The sequence below is a fragment of the Bradyrhizobium sp. CCBAU 53421 genome (genome assembly GCF_015291625.1).
Taxonomy (GTDB): domain Bacteria; phylum Pseudomonadota; class Alphaproteobacteria; order Rhizobiales; family Xanthobacteraceae; genus Bradyrhizobium.
In genome coordinates, this window is record NZ_CP030047.1 from 3,446,083 (window position 1) to 3,467,871 (window position 21,789).

Sequence of the window (21,789 nt, forward strand, 5' to 3'; positions counted from 1 at the left end):
GCCAGCGGGCGGGCGATCGGGCCGAGATGATGTCTGCAAGTGATTTGATCCATCAATTGAAATGGGTGGCCGACGGGCTCGCCGTGCCGCTGTTCAGGTTGCGGCCGCGGCCGTTCGGCCCGGGTTATCAGACGGTCAAGCGCGATACGATCACCGCGGCCATCGATGCGGGTCTGCTTCGGGCCGGGAAGGAGCTTCCGCCCGGCTACGGCGTCGCCATGGACGAGCGCGTGGTGGAATATCCCTGGGTCTATGGCCGGTTGAGCAACGTCGGCAAGATGCTGGACGCGGGATCGACCTTCAACCACGACTTCCTGCTGCAGCGTCCGCCATTGCGCGGCGCGGATCTCACCATCATGACGCTGGCGCCAGAGCGGCGCTGCTACTGGCGTGACGGCTATTCCTATGTGTTCGGTGATCTCCGCAAGACGATGTTCGGCGATCAGGTGTTCGACACCGTCGCCAGCATTTCGACGATCGAGCACATCGGCCTCGACAATCAGATGCTTTACACGGGCGATCCGCGCGACGCCGAGACCGATCGGGACGGCTTTGTTCCGGCGGTGAAGGAGTTCAAACGCATTCTCAAGCCCGGCGGGACCTGCCTGATCTCCGTGCCGTTCGGCAAACGCGAGAATCTCGGTTGGTATCAGGTGTTCGACCTTGCGATGATCGAACGGATCATCGAGGCATTCGGCGCGGCGTCTCACCATGTCGACTATTTCGGCTATTCGCGACAAGGCTGGTCGCGCCAGAGCGCCGCGGCGCTCGCTGACGCTACCGTTTTCGACACCCACACCGGCAAGGGGCAGGGCAACGACCTTGCGGCGTCGTCGCGCGCCGTCGCTTGCCTGCAGTTGACGGCATGAACCTCGATTATCTGATCCAGCGCCTGATCGGTCGCGCAACGTGCCGGTTGCAGCCGGACGCAGCGCTTGGCCGCCATGCCAGGATCAGAAACATCCGCGGCGATTCCGACAAGATCGTCGTCGGCCGCAACAGCCGCATCCTGGGTGAGCTCCTGACCTTCGCGCATGGCGGCGAGATCAAGATCGGCGAGTGGTGTTATGTCGGCGAAGGAACCCGGATCTGGTCGGCCGCCTCGATTGAGCTCGGCAACCGTGTGCTGATTTCGCATTCGGCAAATATCTTCGACAATCTCACGCATCCGCTGCGTTCGGCGGAGCGTCACCGGCAGGTCCAGCAGATTTTCACGCGCGGACATCCGGACGATATCTCGCTTGACGAGAGCCCGGTCAAGATCTGCGATGATGCCTGGATCGGCGCGGCTGCGATGGTGCTGCGCGGTGTGACGGTTGGGCAGGGCGCGATCGTCGCAGCCGGCGCGGTCGTGACCAGGGATGTCGCGCCGTTTTCGATCGTGGCCGGCAATCCGGCGGTGCTGGTGAGGGAGCTTGGCCCCGATGAACGGTGAGCGCAAGTTTACCACCTGGGAAGAGGCGGTGGTCTGGCTGCGCAATCAGCCGGAGCAGCGTCAGCTCGTGCTCGACGCATTCTACGACGATCCGCTGGTTGGTGCGGCTGAACGCTATTTCCAGAGCTCGGAGTGGCAAGCGGTCGCCGCGCTGCTCGCCGGCCGGTCAGGTACCGCGCTCGACGTTGGTGCCGGCCGCGGCATTGCGAGCTACGCGCTCGCCCGGACCGGCTTTGCGGTCACGGCGCTCGAGCCGGACCCCAGCGCGATCGTGGGAGGGGCGGCGATCCGCGGCCTGGCGCAACAGGCGCAGTTGCCGATCCAGGTGGTTGAGGAGTTTTCCGAGCGGCTGCCGTTCGCCGATGCGACGTTCGATCTCGTGTTCGCGCGCGCCGTGCTGCACCACACGCGCGATCTCGACGGTGCATGCCGGGAGATGTTTCGGGTGCTGCGGCCCGGTGGCATGCTGATCGCGGCGCGCGAGCATGTCATCAGCAAGGAGGCGGACCTTCCGCAGTTCCTGGCCCAGCATCCGCTGCATCACCTTTACGGCGGCGAACATGCCTACCTGCTCGATCGCTACACCGGCGCGCTGACCAAGGCCGGGTTTTCCGCGGTCGACACGCTGGCGCCGCTGCAAAGTCCGATCAACCTGTTTCCCTATACGCCGGAGACCCTGAAGGCCGCGATCGTGACCAAGCTGTCGCAAAGGATTCCGGTGGCGCCGCTGTGGCGAACCGCGCTGGGGTCGCGCCGTGTCTTCGGATCGCTGCTTTCGATGGCCGAACGTTTCGACAATCGGCCGGGCCGGCTCTACTCCTTTGTCTGTCACAAGGCCTGAGCGATGATCGTCTGGGTTACAGGCGCAAACGGGTTCATCGGCCGCCATCTCGTGCATGAGTTGGCGGGAATGGGCCATGCGGTGCACGGCATCGGACACGGGGCGCTTGACGCAACGGAAGCCCGGCGGCTTGGCTTGCAGAGCTGGATCAACGGTGAAATCGATGCGGCCAATCTGAATGCGCTCGCAACGGCGCACGGGCTGCCGGCGCGTATCTTTCATCTGGCCGGTGGATCGTCCGTCGGCGTCTCCATCGAGCGGCCGTTCGAGGATTTTTCACGGACGGTCGCGAGCACCGCGCGCCTGCTGGAATGGCTGCGCGGATCGGCGCCGGACTGTGCCGTGATCGCGGCGTCGAGTGCGGCAGTCTATGGCGCCGACCATTTCGGCCCGATCGCCGAAAGTGCCGTCGTCACTCCGATGTCGCCGTACGGACAGCACAAGCTGATGATGGAGCAGATGTGCGCGAGTTACGCGCGGTCGTTCGGCTTGCGATGCACGGTGGTGCGGCTGTTCTCCGTCTATGGGCCCAACCTGCGCAAGCAATTGCTCTGGGACATCTGCTCGCGGCTCAATGCCAAGGAGCAGGTGCTCACGCTCGGCGGCACCGGCAACGAGATCCGCGACTGGACCGACGTTCGCGATATCGCAAGGCTGCTCGCAAGCGTCGCGGAAGCGTCGTCGTCACAGGAGACCTTCCGGGTCGTCAATGGCGGTTCGGGCCGCGGGACGAGCGTTGCCGACATTGCCGCCGGTCTCATCGGGCAATGGGGCAGCAAGACTGTTGTGCGGCACTCGGGCGTCAGCCGCCCCGGCGATCCCATGAGCCTGTTGGCCGATGATGCGATGCTGCGCCAGATCGGCTTCGATTGGCGCATTCCGCTCGATCAGGGGCTCGCCGATTACGTGGCCTGGTTCAAGGGGCAGGCTTCGTGACGCCGCGCCCCCTGCGGTTCGCATTCAGTCACATTTCGCGGCGGCTTTGGGCCGGCGGATTCAATTATCAGCGCAATCTGTTCACAGCGCTCGACCGGTTCTTGCCCGGCGAGTTCGCCCCCGTCGTGTTTGCCGGGACCAGGGCCGAAGACAATGAACTCGTGGAGCTTGCCGCGGTACCAGGCGTCGAGATCGTTCGATCGGAAGCGTTCGACGGACAGCCGGGTCTCGCCGCGGCACTCACGCTGGGTCTCGACCGGGGAGCCGCGGCGGCGTTTCGCTCCGCGCGCGTTGATGTCGTGGTCGAAGCCGCGCGCTTCTTCGGCTGGCGGCTTCCTGTCCCCGCAGTGGCGTGGATTCCGGACCTGCAGCACCGTTCGCTGCCTCAGCTGTTTCCGAGGACGGCCCGCTGGCGCCGCGAGATCGGCTTTCGCGTTCAGATCGCATCAGGGCGAACCATCATGCTGAGCAGCGAGAGCGCCTTGCGCGATTTCAGGGCTTGCTACCCGCATGCCAGCAACCGGATCAGCGTCGTTCGCTTCGCGACCCAGCCGCCCGCCGCGTTCCTGAACACGGATCCTTCGGAAGTGATCGCGACGTACGGTCTGCCGGCGAACTACTTCTATCTGCCCAATCAGTTCTATCGCCACAAGAACCATCAGCTGGTCGTCGACGCCTTGACGATCCTGAAGCGTCGTGGGGTCGATGTCGTTGTCTGCGCATCCGGCAGCACGGAAGATCGGCGTGAGCCGGGCTACTATGACCTGGTCAACGCCGAGATCCGGAAGCGCGGCCTCGATACGCATTTTCGTCACCTCGGGGTGATCCCGTTGCCGCACGTCTATGCGTTGCTGCGGGCTTCCACGGCTCTGCTCAACCCGTCGCGCTTCGAGGGTTGGAGTACGACGGTCGAGGAAGCGAAGTCGTTCGGCGTTCCGATGATCCTGTCCGACATCGATGTGCACCGGGAGCAGACCGGCGGCGCTGCGCGCTACTTCGGCGTCGATGATCCGGCCGCGCTGGCGGATCATCTTGTTCAGGCAGCCCACGAAGCGCACGGGCCCGTCGTTCGAAACGTCGTTCCAAGCCAGGACGACAATGTCCGCGCGTTTGCGGCGAGCTTTTCCGCCACCATGCGGCAGGCCGTTCATCAGAATGAATGAGTCGTCGGTAAGGTAGAGGCCGAGCCCGGGTCACGATTGGCCGAGGACAACTGGCGAAGCGGGCGATACACGACCCGCAATCTGATTCCTTGTCGTTGCCCTTAGTCGGCGCTCGGGGTCAGTTCAAACTTGCTGTCGGGGCTTTCGTAGGCGCCGAGCATCGCCTTCGCGATCAGCTTCGGATTGTGCCATCGTTCGACATAGCGTCGCGACGCCTGGCCACGCGTGGACCATTCCGACCTTCGATCAAGAATGGCGGCAATGCTTTCGACGAGGTTTCCCGGGCTCAGTCTGTAGACGGGCAACTCGCGCCTTATGGCATCCGGAACGAACTTCATATCTTCTTCCCGGATGTAGCATGCGGCCGGCTTTCCCATCGCCATCATCTCAACGGCAAAGCCTCCGTACCAGCCGGCCAGCACCTGGTCGATGGCGAGGTCAGCCGATCGGTAGATATCCAGCGCCTGCTCGTGGCTGGTCTTCTCGACTAGGATGAGGTCGAAGTCGTAGCGCGAGCGCAATTGCTCCAGCGCGTTCAGGATCATCGGTGTCCCCTTGATCCGGCCGGCGGTCGGGGCATGGACGATCCTTGGCCGCCTCTGTTCGGAAGGCGGCACAATTTCGAACTTCTCGATCTCGACGTTTGAGTATGGGAGAAACTGGCCGTTCGGCACGATGTGGCCGAGCTCCGGATTCAGATAGAAGACCCGATCGAACAGCGGCAGGACCTTTTCGATCAGGAAGTGCCGCCGATGGTCGAGAGCGTCCGTGCATCGCTGATACAGCTCGCAGTGTTGCGGGGCGCACATCGTCCATTCGTTTCGCCTGTTTCCCTCGGCCGCCAGCCGGACATCACAGCCTTGCAGGGTCATGAACAGCTTCTTGTCGAACAAGCGGGCGGCGTGCAGGTCTGCGGTCGCCAATCTGTTGATCGCGTCCGTTATCAGCGATACCCGCGAGAGCAGTGAGCCCGGCGCGGAGAGGGGGAAGCCCGGCGACAGAAAGGTCTGTCCGAAATAGTAATGCAGAACATCGTAGCGCCACTGGTTCGCCAGTCCGAACGCTGCGCTGCGAATAGCCGTTTCGAGAAATCCGGCGTCCTTTTCCGACAGCATCCGGTCGGCCTGATATCCGAGCCATGTGTCGTTTCGAACGACCACGTCGCTGGATGCACCGAGCTGCCGCTCGGCGCGGGACAGCACCCAGGGCTGATTTCCGACATTGACTGGTCCGTGCAGGATTCTCATGCGTGTATGTTCAGGGCCGCACCGGGCTACGAGGCATGATCGTCGCCCGCGAGCTCGCTGACCCGCTTCGTCAGGTTTGCCCGCAGGTCCTCGGGAAGAGCCGCAGTTTCGCAGTAAAGCTTTCCGAGCCTCGCTGCGACCGCTTGCAAGCTGTAATGCGCTTCGACATAGCGGCGCCCCGCCTTGCCGATCTCGTTCAGGTCGAGCTCACCCCTCAAGCATCGCTTCAGCACATCGTAGATTTCGTCGGGACGCGTGTTGATGATCGGGCAGGTTGCCGGATCGATCATCATCCGGTCGTTGCGCAGGAAGCACAGCACGGGCTTGGCCATGGCCATCGCCTCCAGGGCCGTGTAGCCGTGAAAGCCTGCGACGAACTGATCTGCGACAACATGCGAGGCGCCAAAGAGCTCGATGACCTTCTTGTTGGGAACGCCCTGCACCGAAACCAGCTCGATCTTCTCTCCCTCCTTGACCAGCCGATCAATCGCCTCGATCAGAAGCCTGGTTCCCTTGAAGTGCCCGTGGTTCGGCGCATGCGCCACTTTCAGCACGTCGCCATCCTTGTAGACCGGCGGCCTCGCGGCGAGCTTGCTGGCGTCAATCGGCCAGTAGTGCATGTCCCGGCTGCCGGGCACATACGTCACCATATCCCCCATCGCGATCTGCGCGGTGGCGCGGCCCTTGAGGCGGTTGATCGACGAGGCGTGCATCTCTGTCGTGCAGACACAGAACTTGCCCGGGGCCGGACATTCCTCGCACAGGTTCGGGTGACCGAGTGCGAGTGTCGAGTCCCGTGCCCGGACATCGGCGCCGTAGGCGTAGGTATACAAACGTTTTCCCGACTGGAACAGAAGGTCGAGTTCCTCCGGGTTGATGCCGTACCGTCCATCGCTCAGCATCAGGCCGCGGTCATAGAAGTAATTGAAGATATCGTAGCGCAGCAGGGCCCACGCCAGAACCAGGCGGCGAAACAGGCCGAGGCCTCTTCGGCTGCGCAGCAGTCGAAGGAATCCCTCGAACAGGATGAGATTGATGTCGAATGATCTCGTCACATAGTAGGTGTTGAACACCAGCGACGAGGAGCGAAATCCCAGCATTCGATCGCAGCGAGCGAGAAGCGGCAAGGTGAGGATCGGGGTGGCGGCCCACAGGGTACGCACCTTTCCCTTCGCCAGGCGCTTCTCGGTGGCGCGCCGCGCCGCGCCAACAAGCACGCGCGTGACGAAACCTGCGATGGCGGAGCGGGCCGGCCGAGGAGATTCGACGTCGGCGGCGGGAAGCGGCGCTTCCGTCAGGGACGTCGGTCCGATGGGTTCGATCTTGTTCACTCAGGATCCGATGGATGCCAACTCAACATCAGCCAGGAACTTCTAGCACAGGTTTGGTCCGAAGCGGCCATGTGATGGAGTCCCCGAGAGGCGACGCAGAGTTGGCCCCGGTCCTCGCTATCTCAGGTTTCAGCAGCCTATGAAAACAGCTTCGATCGGCCCGGGAACGTTGACGCTCAATACATGAACAGGCTAAGACACCAGCGGTTTGTTCCAAATGCGCACATATTCTGACGCGGCGGTTATAACGAGCTCCGCCATCGAATCAATCTGGATAGGCATTTCGTGTGCGGCATATTTGGCCTCGTAGATAAGACCGGGCCCGTCGATGCCCGCCAAGTGGACCAGATGACCGATCTCGTTGCACACCGCGGTCCGGATGGGCGTGGGGTGAGGGTCAACGGGAACGTCGGGATGGGACACCGGCGACTGGCCATCATCGATCTGAGCGACGACGGCGCACAGCCGATGCGCGACAGACGGCTTCCGATCTGGATCACCTACAACGGCGAGATCTACAATTACGTTGAGCTCCGCACCGAGCTCGAGGCTCTCGGATATACCTTCCATACGGCCTCGGATACCGAGGTCCTGCTCACAGCCTATGTTTGCTGGGGTGCAGGGTGCCTCGAACGCTTCAACGGCATGTGGTCGTTTGCGATCCACGACGAGCGCGACAACACGTTGTTCTGCGCCCGCGACAGGTTCGGCGTGAAGCCGTTCTACTACGTCAATACGGCGACGCAGTTCGCGTTCGGCTCCGAGATCCGCCAGCTTCTTCCGCTGATCGGGCGCCCGATCGCGGATGACGATCTGATCAACGATTTCCTCGTTTGCGGCATGACCGACCATACCAGCCGGACCTTCTTCAAGGGCGTCGAGAAGCTGCCTCCAGGGCATCGCATGCGCGTCGACGTGTCGACGGGGCAGATCGAGATCGAGCGCTATTATTCGCTTGCGCCCGGGGCGGCCGTGGCCGACGAAGGCAGCGCCGCGAAATCGTTGCGCGAGTTGCTTGATGACGCGACGCGCCTGCGGCTGCGTTCGGATGTCCGTGTCGGAACCTGCCTGTCGGGAGGGCTGGACAGTTCGAGCGTCGCGACGCTGGCGGCGCGGCGCTATGCGCCAGGCTCGAGCGAACGCTTCTTTGCCATCACGGCCGTGAGCGAGCAGGCGTCCAACAATGAAGAGGCGTACGCGGCGGAAGTTGCAGAAAAGGCGGAGCTGAACTGGCTGCGCACCAAGCCGTCCTATCAGGACTTCGCATCCACGGCGGAGACCTTGCTCGACGTCCAGGAGGAACCGTTCGCAGGGCCTTCGATCATGATGCAGTACGCGGTGATGAAGGCCGCGCGATCGAATGGCGTCATCGTGCTGCTCGACGGTCAGGGCGGTGATGAAACGTTGTTGGGGTACCATCGCTACTATGCAGCCTGGTTGCGCGACCATCTTCGCAGCGGTGGCGTCGGTGGATTTCTGTCCGCCTTCGGCGCCGCCACGCAAGCGGGTATTTCGCGCGGGCGGTTGCTGATGTATTTGTTCGGTGCCAGCTCGGCAGGGCTGCGCGCTGCCTATTACCGGCTGCGTTACGCTTTCCTCAGGAATCCCGGCTTGCCGGAGCCGCTTCGCCGCTTTGCGTCGAAGACGAGCGATGCGCAGGCCATGCAGGTGCTGGAAATTACCGAGACCAATCTGCCGATGCTGCTGCGTTTCGAAGACAAGAACTCGATGCGGTTCGGCATCGAAACGCGGCTTCCGTTCCTCGACTATCGCTTCGTCGAGTTTGCCTTGGCGCTGCCAACGCGCATCAAGCTGAACAAGGGATGGCCCAAATGGCCGCTCCGTGCCGCCATGAGCGATCTCTTGCCGGCCAGCATCAGTTGGCGGAGGGACAAGATCGGTTTTGCCGCTCCTGACCAAATCTGGCTCACGCGGCACTCGGCCGCGATGTATGACAAGGTGATCGCAAGCGCGCTCCTCGCCCACTACGTCGACATGCCGAAGCTCAAGAGGAAATTTCACCGGCTCGATCTTGGCATGCGCTGGAGGCTTTATTGCGTTGCGCTCTGGGGTGAGCGCTTTCGGGTCGAAGCGCCATGAGGCCCGATGATTTCTGGATATCATCGTCGTGGTCGGCGAATGCCGGCTTGTCGGCTGCTGCTTTCCGGGCGGCGCGATGAACATCTGGCTATTGCACCCGTTCGCAGGCGGGCCGGGCCTCGGCCGTCACTGGCGTCCGTTTTGGCTGGCAGATGCCTGGAGCAAGATGGGGCATCGGGTCGTCGTGGTCAGTGCCGGCTTTCATCATCTGCACAGGGAGCCGCGCGCGCCGGGACCGCAGCGGATCAACGGCGTCGACTTCTGGTTCCTCGACACCCCGCGCTATGATAGCGGCAATCTGGGGCGGCTTCGCAACAATTTGAGCTTTGCGCCGGCGTTTCGTTCGGCGACGTCAGCGATCGCCGCACAATTCGGCGAGCCGGACCTGATGATCGCGTCCAGCCCGCATCTGTTCTTCATTTCGGCGGCGCGTCAGATCGCGCGGCGCTTCGGTGCCAGGTTCTGGCTGGAGGTTCGCGACCTCTGGCCGGAGAGCATCGTGGCGCTTGGGATGACCCCGACCTGGCACCCCCTCGTGAGGCTGCTCGGCTGGAAGGAGCGGTCCGCCTATCGCGCAGCGGATCGCGTGATCTGTCTTTTGGCCGGTGCGGAAGCCCATATGCGGGCGCGTGGCTTGAGCGCCGGCAAGTTCATCTGGATCCCCAACGGGGTGTCCGACGGTGAAATCCAGAGCGCGCTGACAATCGAAGCGCTTCGTCATCCGTTGATAGATCGCATCGATCAGCTGAAGCAACAGGGCAGGCGGGTTGTTCTCTATGCCGGCGGCATGGGGCCGCCAAACGCGGTGGAGGTCGTTCTCGACGCCGCGGCTGCTCTCGGCAGCGCAGCCCCCGGGATCAGCTTCGTTCTGATCGGTTCAGGCACCTCGCTCGCCGCACTGAAGCAGCGGGCGGCGGGGCTTGCCAACGTGGAGTTTCACGACGAAGTCGATCGGTCGATCGTGCATGGCATGCTGCACGCGTCCGATTGCGCGGTCGTCGCCTTCCACAAGAACGCGCTCTATCATCACGGCATCAGCCCCAACAAGCTGTTCGACTATTGTCTCTTCGCACCGCGCAGCGTCATTGCCTGCGAAGAGCGGGCGCTCGCCGGGCTCGAGGACTTGGTGACCGATCGATGCGCGCCCGACGACCCCGGCGCACTCGCCGCGTCCCTGCGCGCGGCGCTGGACGGTCCGGCGCGTTCGCGGGCCGAACGCGTAGCCATCGCGCAGCGCTACAGCTATTCGACGCTCGCCGGGCGGTACCTGGCCGATCCGGGGGATCCTGCCTAGGTGTGGCTGTCGCGACACATTGTTGTTTGTGAAATACGTTTATTATCAATATCTTACGATGTTCATCGCGTGAACGAATTTGCTTGACGTTCATCCGGTGAACGCGCTATCAGCCTGCTCCAGTGGGGATAGGCGCGATGGCGGGCATTCTACCGACAGATGAGAATGACAGCGACCGGCTGGTGCTCGGTCTGCTCACCTCGCTTGAAGCCGATGGTGCGCAGTCGCAGCGGCGGATCGCAGCCGATCTCGGCGTCGCGCTCGGCTTGGTCAACGCCTACCTGAAGCGGGCGATCAAGAAGGGCTTCGTCAAGGTCGGGCAGGCGCCGGCGCGGCGTTATGCCTATTACCTCACGCCGCAAGGCTTCTCCGAGAAATCGCGACTGACCGTCCAATTCCTGTCGGATTCCTTTTCGCTCTTCCGCAAGGCGAAGGAGGAGTATGGCAGGCTGTTTGAGCGGGCTCAGGCGCTCGGCTTCAGGCGGGTGGTGCTCGCCGGACAATCCGACCTCTGCGAAATCGCGATCCTGTGCGCGGTCGACGGGCCGATCTCGATCCTTGCGATCGTTGATCCCGATGCAACCGCGAGCCGGTTCATCGGCGTCAAGGTCGTCTCCTCCTATGCATTGGTGGACGAGCCGTTCGATGCGGTCGTTGTCACGCATCTGACGGCGGCGCGCAGCGTATTCGACCAGGCGGTCAGCAATTTCGGCGCGGAGAAAGTCCTTGCGCCGGATCTGCTGGGCCTGCGTCCAAAACAGCCGCTGGGAGCGTGATGGCCATGGAGCACGGTTCACGCTGGTACGTCGTCCAGACACAGGTCAACGCCGAAGCAAAGGCGGCCGCCAACCTCGAGCGGCAGGGTTTCTCGATCTACTTCCCCCGTTACCTGAAGCGCCGCAGCCACGCCAGGAAGGTGGAGATTGTGCCGCGTCCGCTGTTCCCGCGTTACCTCTTTGTCGGGATCGATCTCGCGTCGCAGCGATGGCGGGCCATTCAATCGACGCTTGGCGTGTCGCACCTCGTGTGCGTCGGAGACCGGCCGGCGGTGGTGGAAGACCGCGTCATCGATGCCCTGAAGGGGCGCGAGGACGACGCCGGCTACATCACGCTTGTGCGCAGGCCGGCGTTCTCGCCGGGGGATAAAGTGCGAATTGTCGAAGGTGCATTCGTCGACAGTCTTGCGCTCGTTGAAGACGCCAGCGATCAGCATCGCGTTGCGGTTCTGTTGAACCTGTTGGGCCGCAAGGTTCGTGTTCTTGTCGGAACGGACCTGATCGCGGCGGCGTAAGTGCGTCTGCCTTCGGGCAGTCGTGGTGGACATGTTTGGCTTGGGTGTGATGCTCGATTCACCCCGAGTGCGGTAGCTTGCCTGAAGTAAGCGGAAAACGTTTGAGAGAGGGGCCCATGACGACTTACGCACTGATCGGCGCTGCCGGCTACATCGCGCCGCGGCACATGCGGGCGATGGCCGAGACCGGCGGCAACCTGGCCGTGGCGTACGATCCCAACGATTCCGTGGGCATCATGGACAGCCATTTTCCGGATGCCGAGTTCTTCACCCAGTTCGAGCTGTTCGATCGTCACGTCGACCAGCTGCGCAGAGGTGGCAAGAAGATCGACTACATGTCGATCTGCTCGCCGAACTATCTGCACGATGCGCATTGCCGGTTTGCGCTGCGCGCGGGCGTGGATGCCATCTGCGAAAAGCCGCTGGTCCTCAATCCCGGCGACATCGACGAACTGGCCGCCATCGAGCGGGACACCGGCCGCCGCATCTCGACCATTCTGCAATTGCGGCTGCATCCCGCGATCATTGCCCTGCGCGATCGCTTCGCGAACTCGAACAAGCGCCACAAGGTCGAGCTGACCTACATCACGTCGCGCGGGCGCTGGTATCACACCTCGTGGAAGGGGGCAGACGCCAAGTCCGGTGGTGTCGCGACCAATATCGGGGTGCACTTCTTCGATATGCTGAGCTTCGTGTTCGGCCCCGCCAGCCGCAACGAGGCGCATCTGCGCGAGGAGGAGAGGGCGGCCGGCTCTCTGGAATGCGAGCGCGCGGATGTGAGCTGGTTCCTGTCGCTGGACCGCAACGATCTGCCCGACGGCGTGAAGGGCAAGAAGACGACCTATCGCTCGATCACCGTCGACGGCGAGGAGGTCGAATTCTCGGAAGGGTTCACCGATCTCCATACGCGGAGCTATGAGGAGATCGTCGCCGGCCGCGGCTTCAGGCTGGACGAGGTCCGCCCCTCGATCGATATCGTCTCGACGTTCCGCCACGCGCCGATCGTCAGAAGCAACGGCGTTCACGCCTTTGCCCAGAAGGCGATGCACAGATGAGCGAGATGCGCGAGGATCCGCGCTTTCCGGGCGTCCTGATCCATCAATCGAGCTACGTCGATGACGGGGCGGTGCTCGGGCGCGGCACCAAGATCTGGCACTTCTGCCATATTCTGCCGCGCACCGTGATCGGCGAGGATTGCTCGATCGGCCAGAACGTGATGATCGGTCCGAACGTGACGATCGGAAACGGCTGCAAGATCCAGAACAACGTCTCGATCTATGACGGTGTCGAACTCGGCGATGACGTGTTCTGCGGTCCGAGCTGCGTCTTCACGAACGTGAACAATCCGCGCGCCGGCGTGTCGCGGAAGGACGAGTTCCGCAAGACGCCGATCGGGCGCGGCGCCAGCATTGGCGCCAATGCGACCATCGTTTGCGGACATTCGCTGGGCGAGTACTGCTTCATCGGAGCAGGTTCCGTCGTCACCAAGAATGTCGCAGCATTTTCGTTGATGGCGGGCAATCCGGCCCGCCGAATTGGTTGGGTGAGCAGAGCGGGCGAGCGGCTGGGCAGCGATCTGGTCTGCCCGCGCACTCATCGTCGTTATGAGCTTCACAATGAAGCGCTGGTGGAAATCGAGGGTTGAAGAAAATGGACATTCGCGGAAAGAAGGTTGTCGTTATCGGGGGCGCCGGGCTGATCGGGTCGCATGCGGTCGATCAGCTGACGCAGACTGACGTCGGCGAGATCGTCATTTACGACAATTTCGTGCGCGGCACGCATGAGAACCTTGCCGGCGCGCTGCGCGACCCTCGCGTCAAGATCTTCGAGGCCGGCGGCGACATCACGCAGACCGATATCCTCGATGCGGCCCTGAAGGGAGCCGACGGGGTGTTCCAGTTCGCCGCGCTCTGGCTGCTGCAGTGTCACGAATTCCCGCGGACGGCCTTTGACGTCAACGTCAACGGAATGTTCAACGTCCTCGATGGATGCGTGCGCAACGGCGTCAAGCGGCTGGTCTGGTCGTCGTCGGCCTCCGTCTATGGCGATGCCGTCGAGGAGCCGATGACGGAAGACCATCCGTTCAACAACAAGAACTTCTACGGTGCGACCAAGATCTGCGGCGAGGCTATGGCCCGCGCCTACCACTTCCGCTACGGCCTCGACTATGTCGGCCTGCGGTACATGAACGTGTACGGACCGCGTCAGGACTACCGGGGCGCCTATATCGCCGTGATCATGAAGATGCTCGACGCGATCGACAAGGGAGAGGGGCCGACGATCCTGGGAGATGGCTCGGAGGCGTTCGATTTCGTCGCGGTGGAGGATTGCGCGCGCGCGAATCTGTGCGCCATGGGCGCGAGCGCGACGGATCGCTTCTACAATGTCGGCACCGGACATCGGACCTCGCTGAAGCAGATCGCCGAAAAGCTCCTGAACCTCACCGGCTCCAATCAGCCGATCAACTATGCGCCGCGGAGCCAGGCCACGCTGGTGCGCAACCGGATCGGATCGCCGAAGCGGGCGCAGGAGGAGATCGGCTTCACCGCCGCGATTGATTTGGACGAAGGGCTGCGGCGGCTGATCGACTGGCGCAGAAGCCATATCGATCAGGTCGATCAGCGTCGTGCCAAGGCTCAGATCTAAAAAGAGGCTCAGATCTGAAAGGCTCAGATCTGAACTCGCATCCGACATCATGGAATAGATCGGCCAGAATCACATGTGTGGCATAGCCGGAATCCTGCACCGCGACGGGCGGCCCGCTTCAATCACCACGTTGACGGCAATGACCGATATCATTGCCCATCGCGGGCCGGACGGCGAAGGCCATTACTGCAACGGTCCCGTTGGGCTCGGTCATCGCCGGCTGTCGATCATCGACCTGACCGACGCATCGCGGCAGCCGATGGAGACGCGCGACGGCCGATTTGTGCTGACCTACAATGGTGAGATCTACAACTTCAAGGAGTTGAAGGTCGAGCTTTCGGCCAGGGGCCACGTCTTCAACTCCTCGGGCGACAGCGAGGTGTTGCTGCATGCCTTCGCCGAGTGGGGCATTGATGCGCTTCTCAAGTTCAACGGCATGTTCGCTTTTGCGATCTGGGACAATCGGGAGCGGAAGCTCACGCTGGCCCGAGACCGCTTCGGCGTGAAGCCGCTCTACTACGCCGAGCTTGGGCAGACCTTCGTCTTCGCCTCCGAGCACAAGGCTTTTCGGGCGTTTTCGGAGTACAAGTCGCGGGTCGACATCGCCGGGCTGTCGGAATATCTCAGCTTTCAAAACTTCTTCGCCGAGCGGACACTGTTCGCCGGCGTGAAGTTGCTGCCGGCCGGCTGCTACCTGGAAATTTCGCAGGACAGCAGGGCGGTCGAGCCGGTGCAGTACTGGGATTTTCATTTCGAGGAGCCCGAATACGCCGTCGACGAGAATGAGGCGACCGACGAGCTCGATCGCCTGTTCAGGCAGGCGGTCAACCGGCAGCTCGTGAGCGACGTCGAGGTCGGCTGCTATCTTTCCGGCGGCATGGATTCCGGCTCCATTACCGCGCTTGCATCGAGCCAACTGCCGTTCATGCGGACCTTCACGGTCGGCTTCGATCTCAACTCAGCCTCGGGCGTCGAGCTTGGATACGACGAGCGGACCAAGGCCGAGCATATGTCGTATTTGTTCAAGACCGAGCACTACGAGATGGTCTTGAAGGCCGGCGACATGGAGCGTGCACTGCCCCGGCTTGCATGGCATCTGGAAGAGCCGCGGGTTGGGCAATCCTATCCCAACTTCTATGCCGCCAAACTCGCATCCAAATTCGGCAAGGTGGTCCTGACCGGGACCGGGGGAGACGAACTCTTCGCCGGATACCCCTGGCGTTACTACCGCGCCGTCGTGAACGACGACTTCGATCATTACATCGAGAAGTACTTCGGATTCTGGCAGCGCATGGTTCCGAGCGGAACGATGCCGAACCTGCTGGGGCCGGTATGGAATGAGGCCAGGCAGACCTCGCCGATCGATATTTTCAGAGGCGTGTTCAAGGAGCACGCCTCGGAGCTGCGGCGGCCAGAGGACTACGTCAATCACTCGCTCTACTTCGAGGCCAAGACGTTCCTGAACGGCCTGCTTGTCGTCGAGGACAAGCTGGCGATGGCGCATGGGCTCGAGAGCCGCGTGCCGTTCCTCGACAATGATCTTGTCGATTTCGCCATGAAGCTTCCCGCCAAGATGAAGCTCGGCAATCTGACCGAGGTCATCAGCCTCAACGAGAACGAGCCCGGGGGTAAGGCGCAGCGCTATTACGAGCGCACCAAGGACGGCAAGCTGATCTTGCGGAAGATGATGAGCCGGCACATTCCCGACGAAGTCGCGGAGCGCGAGAAGCAGGGCTTCTCCGCGCCGGACGCCAGCTGGTTCAAGGGCGAGAGCATCGAGTACGTCAAGCGGAGGCTCTTCAGCAACACTGCCCGCATCTACGACCTGGTCGATCGAAAGACCGTTCGCTCGCTGGTCGACGAACATCTGGAGGGGCGGGAAAACCGGCGGCTGCTGATCTGGTCCTTGCTCAATCTCGAGCAGATCATGGAAAGCAGCTTTTAGGCACGCACAGATGGGAGCGCGCTGAAGATGAATGGTCTCTTTCCGGCGGCAAGATGGGTGCGGGTTGGCTTGTCGCCATATCGCAACTCTCAGGCCCTGTGGATCACGATCAATCAGATCCGACGCTATCGCGAGCTGTTGCGCGAGATGGTCGATCGTGACCTGAGCGCGGCGCATGCCCGGCACGGATTTGGCGCCTTGTGGGTCTTCATCCACCCGCTGGTTGTCGTTGGAACGTACCTGCTCATCTTCGGCTTCGTGCTGGGCAGCAAGCTGTCGATTACCGCGGATTTTCCCGGCGACTACTCTGCCTACATCCTCGCAAGCCTGGTGCCGTGGCTGATGTTGCAGGCTGCGCTGGTGCGCGGGCCCGGAGCGCTGATCGGAAGTGCAAATCTCGTCAAGCAAGTCGTGTTTCCGATCGAGCTGCTTCCGATCGCGGCAACCATTGCCGCGACGATCCCCCATTTGCCGGCTCTCGGGCTCGTCATTCTCTACAAGGCCTATGTGGGCGGGCTCAGCTGGATGCTGCTGCTGCTGCCGGTCGTATTTGCCATCCACGCAATTCTGGCGATCGGATTGAGCTTCGCGCTGTCCGCAATCACTCCGTTCTTCCGCGATCTGCGCGAGATCGTCACGGTCTTCACCTCGATCGCGATGTATCTGATGCCGACGGTATATCTCCCCGACTGGATGCCGCGTGCCCTCCGTCCGTTGATCTATTCGAATCCGTTCAGCTACGTCGTCTGGGTCTACCAGGACGTTCTCTTCTTCGGTTCGTTCAGACATCCGTACGCCTGGGCGGTGACCATCGTGTTTGCGCTGCTAAGTCTGGGCCTTGGATACCGCATGTTTGAAAAGCTGAAACCGTATTATGGCAATGCTCTCTGACAATCAGGGCGCCGGCGACCTGATCGCACTTGCCGGGTCATTGGAGCCGCAGTGCGCCATTCGGGTCACTGATCTCGGCAAGGCCTATCGGCTCTATCAGCAGCCGTTGGATTTCCTGAAGGAGATCATCACCGGAAAGCCTCGACACCACGAGCACTGGGCGATCCAGAATGTTTCGTTTGAAGTGTTGCGCGGACGCGTGGTCGGCATCATCGGGCCGAACGGCGCGGGAAAGAGCACCCTCCTGAAGATCATTGCCGGACTGCTGGATGCCTCGACCGGACGGGTCGAAGTGGCGGGACGGTTGTCCGCGATCCTGGAATTGGGGACCGGCTTTCATCCGGATGTGTCGGGTCGCGACAACATCGTCCTCGGCGGCATGTGCCTTGGTATGACGCGAGCGGAAATCGAGGGGAAGGTTCCCTGGATCATCGATTTCAGCGAGCTTGCCGATGTGATCGACCAGCCGTTCCGGACCTACTCGAGCGGCATGCAGGCGCGGCTCACGTTTGCGACGGCGATCAGCGTCGATCCCGAGATATTCATCGTCGATGAAGCGCTCGCGGCGGGTGATACCGCCTTTGTCAACAAGTGCATGAAGCGGGTTCGTCAGATCTGCGAAAGCGGCGCCACCGTGCTGTTCGTCTCGCACTCGAGCGGGTTGATCAGCGAGTTGTGCGACGAGGCGATCTGGATCGACAAGGGGCGGGTGCTGATGCACGGCAACGCCCAGCGCGTCAGCAAGGCCTACGAGCAGAGTGTCTGGGACATCGAGGAAGCGCGCAATCTCAACGAAACCAAGAAGCTGAGCCAGGCGATCGAAAGCACGGCCGCGACCGGAAAATACGAGCTTGGCGGCGACACCCTGCAGATCACCTCCGTCGAGGTGATCGACGTCGACGGCAAGCCGATCGGCGTTGTCAAGAATGGGCAGCCGCTTCGCATCCGGGTGTCGTGGTCGGGCTTCTCCGAGCACAAGCAGATCTACGCAAGTCTGCGGATCGATACCGCACGCCTTCAGGCGGTTACCGGGATTGAGGGGTACGACGGTGGCCTGTTCCTCGACGGGGACGGTGACCTGCCGGAACGCGGAAGCGTCATCTACGAGGTGCCCGAGCTCGCTCTTGGCGAAGGGCAATATTACATCTCCGCCGCCCTATGCCGGCACATGCTGCCCAAGGGCGCGGAAGCCATCCTGCACTATGTCGAGAAGGCGGCGCAGTTCTCGGTGTCGCGCAACTCGCTATGGCACTTCAACTATCTCTATGACCCGAAGTTCACCTGCAGTATCGAGCGAAGCTGATGACGACGATGACAGATGGTGATTGGCAGGAGAAGCTCGAGGCGTTCTTCGAGCTTCGTGCGCGGCAGATATCGGAGAAGCCGACGCTGGATGACCTCTGTTACGTCGCCGGCAGGAATCCGTTTCTCTGGACCGACGAGGACCTGCTTGCCGATCTCAAATCGCACATCCTGAGTCTGATGCAGCTCGACCAGAACAGCAAGGTTCTGGAGGTGGGATGCGCAGCCGGCCTTCTCGCGCTGCTCGTTGCGCCGAACGTTGGCAAGTATGTGGGCGTCGATCTCGCGGAGACCCCGCTCGGCGTCGCGCGACGGCTTGATCTTCCCAATGCCGAGTTCCGCCAGGCCGCCGGCGAGAATCTGCAGTTCGGGGACCGCGAGTTTGACGCCGCCTTTTGCTATGACGTGTTCTCGAACTTCCCGAAGTTCCAGACCGGCGAACTGATCATTCGAGAGATGCTTCGGGTCGTGCGCCCCGGCGGGCGCGTTCTCATCGGCTCTGTGCCCGACCGGAGCAAGCTTGAACAGTCCCAGCAGATCGCGGCGCAACTGGCGGCTGGTTTCGGTGCGCAGCTGGCCGCTCGCCCGCCGCTGGAAACCATGGCCAAGCAACGGAAGCCCAATTCCCTGGCCAAGGTTGCAAGCTATCTTGGATTTGCCAAGGACGCGCCGGCCGCGCAGATCAGGCCGGAAATCGTCTCGTATGACTTCCTCAAGGGGGACTTCATCGATCTCGGAAAGCGCCTTCGGGTCGAGACACAGATTGTCGATATCCATCCGCGCAATCCCTATCTCGGTACGCGCTTCAACGTCATTTTTGTCGCTAAATGAAAATCGTCGGATTTCACGACGTCGATCGTGGCCGCTGGAACGCGCTGGCGGCCTCTTCGCCCGAGGCCTGGTTGAACCACGATTCCGCGTGGGTCTCGATCGAAGAGCGTTTCTTTGTCGACGCGAACCTGTCGTTTGCGCTGATCGAAAACGGCGAGATCGCCGGTATTCAGCCGTTGTATCTGAACGACGGCACGGGCACGGCGTTCGGTGAGCGCCTTCTGCATTCGGGAATCCATCGTCATACCGGCCTGGCAACGAGCGGGCGGATCGATCGCGGTACCAGGAAAGCGCTCCGCACCGCGGCCATGGACGAGATATTTCGACTGGCCGAGCTGTACGATGTCGACCGGATCCAGCTCAACTCGCACAATCTTGCGCCGAGCAATCGCGCGGACTCGCGCGAGGAGATTCCTTTCTGGGTGACGGATTTTGGATTCCAGCTGGGAATTGCCTTCGGCCCAAATGGAATGAGCCCTTTCCCGGGCCTGTCGACGGTCAATGCCGATCAATTGGTCGATCTCGACCAGTCCGAAGACGATCTGTTTTCGAATTTGGACGAAGGGTGCCGGAGGGCAGTTCGGAAGGCGCTCAAGGCGGGCCTCACGTTCGAAGTCGCCACGGATCGATCGTCCCTGAAGGACTACCTGGAAATTGCCGAAAAATCGGCCGTGCGGACGGGAGAGGCGCTGCCGCCGGTTTCCTATTATGAGGCGGTCCTCGACGGCTTTTTCGCGCAGGGGCGGGCGCATCTGCTCTTCGTGCGCGAACGAGACGTCCGGCTGGCCGGATTGATCGTGCTCAGCGACAAGATGGCCGTGCACTTCATGGCAGGAGCCGCCCGATCCGAAGCTCTGAAGCTCCGTCCCAACGATCTGCTGCATTGGAACGCGATGTTGTGGGCCAAGCGTGCCGGATTTCGAACCTATCGTCTGGGGCCGTGGTTTCCGGAAGTGCCGCGCGACTGGCCGATCTCGAAAGTATCGTACTTCAAGACGAAGTTCGGATCGTCGTCGCTGCCGATCATTCAGGGAAGCATGTTTCGTCGCCCGGAAAGATACCGTCGGGAAATGCCCGCGTTGGAAGAGAGCCTCAGAGGCGTGGGCTGCCGCGCTGCGGAGTCTTCTGTGTCCTCGCGAGCCGGTAGCGAATTTGTTGCGCACCTGCTGCGCGTCTTCGGGTTTCCTGGTGCCTCGGCGTCGCCGGACGGCAGGCCCTTGGTTCTGTATCGTCCTCAGAGCGCGGACGTGGGCCGAGCGTCCGACGTTCTTGGTCGCGGCGGTTCGGTCGTTGCCGTATTGCCGGCCGTCGGGTTTGCGAAGGCATTCGCCGTCAGGTCGGAAGCAAGGGCCGTCGATTCTCCGCGGGTCCTGCAGGCTGAAATGGCGGGGCAGAAGCCGTGGAAAAGGCTGCGGACACTTCGCTCGTATATGCGGTTTGCGGCGGCGGAAGGCGTGCCTGTCGTCACCGATGACGAGGGGCGGGCTGCCTGGCTCCGCCTGCGCACTGCCGCGGGCGGGTCGATGATATTCGCCGGCACCGATATCGTTTCGGATCTCGTCCGGTATCGCCAGGGCGATCCTGCGGCCGCCAACAAGCGGCCTACCGAACCGTTGTGGGGCATTGCCGGTGAGCGGCCAAACTATCTCTTTGAAGGCCAGCTTGCCGGTGAGAACCCGCGTGAGCGGCATGCCGACTGGTGGTGCGAAGCCCTGTCGGACGCGCTGACGCGCCTGTGCGGCGAGACCAGGCTTCCGATGCTGCCGAATGGCGCGCCGGGTGCGATAGTCATTACGGGCGATGACGACCAGGCCGGGCTCGGTCGGTATGCCCAGCAGCTGGAAGCGCTCGGTCCGCTGCCGGTCACATATTTTCTTCATCCCCTTACCAAGCATACGCCGGAGACGTTGGTGCAACTCAGGTCGCGCGGATGCGTTGAACTTGGTTTGCATCCCGATGCGCTCGAAGAGCCGGAGAAATATGCCGAGCTCTTCTCGGAACAGGCGGCCTGGTTCAAGCAGCTGACGGGAGAAGGCACGCGGACCGTACGAAACCATGGATTTCTGAACGACGGGTATTGGGAGCATGCCAAGCCATGGAATGCGCACGGCGTGAAGGGGAGCTCAAACCTGCCCGGGCTTGATGGCCGTATGCTCAACGGCTCGCTGTTGCCTGCAAGGCTCCTGCTCGACGACACGCTTACGGATCACTGGAGTATCCTGACCGCCATCGGCGACGGGATCGTGTTCGTGTACGGCTGGAATGATGATCAATCGGCGGATTGCATTTTCGGACTAGCGGACGACATTCGGAAGAGCGGCGTCCCTGGCGTGATCGTCGTCAATCTGCATCCGGAGAATATCGACAAGACCCGCGGGATGCATCACGCCGTTCGCAAGGTCGTCGACGACGGATTCGTTCCATGGACGATGAGCGAGTGCCTGGAGTGGTTCGAGAGGCGTCCGGAGCAGCGCCAGCCTGACGCGCGGCCGGCTTTCTCCTGGGCGCGGCTCTTGCGCCGGCGGAGCAGCTGAAC

At 62.2% G+C, this 21,789-nt stretch carries 19 protein-coding genes; 17 read left to right on the plus strand and 2 right to left on the minus strand.

Annotated features, from left to right (window positions below):
• Positions 1 to 29: 29 nt before the first annotated feature.
• Genes XH92_RS16325 through XH92_RS16345 form a run of 5 tightly spaced genes read left to right on the plus strand, consistent with a single transcriptional unit; the run spans position 30 to position 4,375 of the window.
• The gene (locus XH92_RS16325) at positions 30 to 869 is read left to right on the plus strand and encodes a methyltransferase domain-containing protein (protein WP_210345557.1); all 840 of its coding nucleotides are present in this window, start codon (positions 30 to 32) and stop codon (positions 867 to 869) included.
• Positions 866 to 1,435: a DapH/DapD/GlmU-related protein gene (locus XH92_RS16330; protein WP_194460101.1), complete on the plus strand. Its 570-nt coding sequence runs from the start codon at positions 866 to 868 to the stop codon at positions 1,433 to 1,435. Before XH92_RS16325 ends, XH92_RS16330 begins: the two co-directional genes overlap by 4 nt.
• A complete protein-coding gene (locus tag XH92_RS16335; RefSeq protein ID WP_194460102.1) occupies positions 1,425 to 2,276 on the plus strand; it encodes a class I SAM-dependent methyltransferase in 852 nt (283 codons plus the stop codon). The genes XH92_RS16330 and XH92_RS16335 overlap by 11 nt, the downstream gene beginning before the upstream one ends.
• Before the next feature lie 3 nt (positions 2,277 to 2,279).
• Complete coding sequence (locus tag XH92_RS16340) at positions 2,280 to 3,212, plus strand: NAD(P)-dependent oxidoreductase (RefSeq protein WP_194460103.1); 933 nt, start codon at positions 2,280 to 2,282, stop codon at positions 3,210 to 3,212.
• The gene (locus tag XH92_RS16345; protein ID WP_194460104.1) at positions 3,209 to 4,375 is read left to right on the plus strand and encodes a glycosyltransferase family 1 protein; all 1,167 of its coding nucleotides are present in this window, start codon (positions 3,209 to 3,211) and stop codon (positions 4,373 to 4,375) included. Before XH92_RS16340 ends, XH92_RS16345 begins: the two co-directional genes overlap by 4 nt.
• Positions 4,376 to 4,476: 101 nt before the next feature.
• Here the strand turns inward: XH92_RS16345 and XH92_RS16350 are convergent, their stop codons facing one another.
• On the minus strand, positions 4,477 to 5,577 hold the full coding sequence (locus XH92_RS16350) for a hypothetical protein (protein WP_194460105.1): 1,101 nt from the start codon (positions 5,575 to 5,577) through the stop codon (positions 4,477 to 4,479).
• A 71-nt stretch (positions 5,578 to 5,648) separates the two neighbouring features.
• Positions 5,649 to 6,953, minus strand: a complete 1,305-nt coding sequence (locus tag XH92_RS16355) for a glycosyltransferase (protein WP_194460106.1) — start codon at positions 6,951 to 6,953, stop codon at positions 5,649 to 5,651.
• A 348-nt stretch (positions 6,954 to 7,301) separates the two neighbouring features.
• Between XH92_RS16355 and asnB (XH92_RS16360) the strand changes: the two genes are divergently transcribed.
• From asnB (XH92_RS16360) to XH92_RS16415, 12 genes are all read left to right on the plus strand, one after another.
• Positions 7,302 to 9,053: an asparagine synthase (glutamine-hydrolyzing) gene (gene asnB / locus XH92_RS16360; RefSeq protein ID WP_246788455.1), complete on the plus strand. Its 1,752-nt coding sequence runs from the start codon at positions 7,302 to 7,304 to the stop codon at positions 9,051 to 9,053.
• Positions 9,054 to 9,081: 28 nt separating this feature from the next.
• Positions 9,082 to 10,347, plus strand: a complete 1,266-nt coding sequence (locus XH92_RS16365) for a glycosyltransferase family 4 protein (protein WP_194460108.1) — start codon at positions 9,082 to 9,084, stop codon at positions 10,345 to 10,347.
• 137 nt (positions 10,348 to 10,484) lie between these two features.
• Positions 10,485 to 11,123, plus strand: a complete 639-nt coding sequence (locus XH92_RS16370) for a winged helix-turn-helix transcriptional regulator (RefSeq protein WP_194460109.1) — start codon at positions 10,485 to 10,487, stop codon at positions 11,121 to 11,123.
• Positions 11,123 to 11,638 (plus strand): transcription termination/antitermination protein NusG, encoded by a 516-nt coding sequence (locus XH92_RS16375; protein WP_246788456.1) that lies wholly within the window; start codon positions 11,123 to 11,125, stop codon positions 11,636 to 11,638. Before XH92_RS16370 ends, XH92_RS16375 begins: the two co-directional genes overlap by 1 nt.
• 116 nt (positions 11,639 to 11,754) lie before the next feature.
• Positions 11,755 to 12,693 (plus strand): Gfo/Idh/MocA family protein, encoded by a 939-nt coding sequence (locus tag XH92_RS16380; RefSeq protein WP_194460110.1) that lies wholly within the window; start codon positions 11,755 to 11,757, stop codon positions 12,691 to 12,693.
• On the plus strand, positions 12,690 to 13,283 hold the full coding sequence (locus XH92_RS16385; protein WP_194460111.1) for an acyltransferase: 594 nt from the start codon (positions 12,690 to 12,692) through the stop codon (positions 13,281 to 13,283). The genes XH92_RS16380 and XH92_RS16385 overlap by 4 nt, the downstream gene beginning before the upstream one ends.
• Before the next feature lie 5 nt (positions 13,284 to 13,288).
• Positions 13,289 to 14,284 (plus strand): NAD-dependent epimerase/dehydratase family protein, encoded by a 996-nt coding sequence (locus tag XH92_RS16390; protein ID WP_050403612.1) that lies wholly within the window; start codon positions 13,289 to 13,291, stop codon positions 14,282 to 14,284.
• A 73-nt stretch (positions 14,285 to 14,357) separates the two neighbouring features.
• A complete protein-coding gene (gene asnB, locus XH92_RS16395; protein WP_194460112.1) occupies positions 14,358 to 16,229 on the plus strand; it encodes an asparagine synthase (glutamine-hydrolyzing) in 1,872 nt (623 codons plus the stop codon).
• Between the two features lie 147 nt (positions 16,230 to 16,376).
• Positions 16,377 to 17,120: an ABC transporter permease gene (locus tag XH92_RS16400; protein WP_246788561.1), complete on the plus strand. Its 744-nt coding sequence runs from the start codon at positions 16,377 to 16,379 to the stop codon at positions 17,118 to 17,120.
• Positions 17,104 to 18,423 (plus strand): ABC transporter ATP-binding protein, encoded by a 1,320-nt coding sequence (locus XH92_RS16405; protein ID WP_194460114.1) that lies wholly within the window; start codon positions 17,104 to 17,106, stop codon positions 18,421 to 18,423. The genes XH92_RS16400 and XH92_RS16405 overlap by 17 nt, the downstream gene beginning before the upstream one ends.
• 179 nt (positions 18,424 to 18,602) lie before the next feature.
• The gene (locus tag XH92_RS16410) at positions 18,603 to 19,253 is read left to right on the plus strand and encodes a class I SAM-dependent methyltransferase (RefSeq protein WP_194460115.1); all 651 of its coding nucleotides are present in this window, start codon (positions 18,603 to 18,605) and stop codon (positions 19,251 to 19,253) included.
• Positions 19,250 to 21,787 (plus strand): GNAT family N-acetyltransferase, encoded by a 2,538-nt coding sequence (locus tag XH92_RS16415; RefSeq protein WP_194460116.1) that lies wholly within the window; start codon positions 19,250 to 19,252, stop codon positions 21,785 to 21,787. Before XH92_RS16410 ends, XH92_RS16415 begins: the two co-directional genes overlap by 4 nt.
• Positions 21,788 to 21,789: the final 2 nt, after the last annotated feature.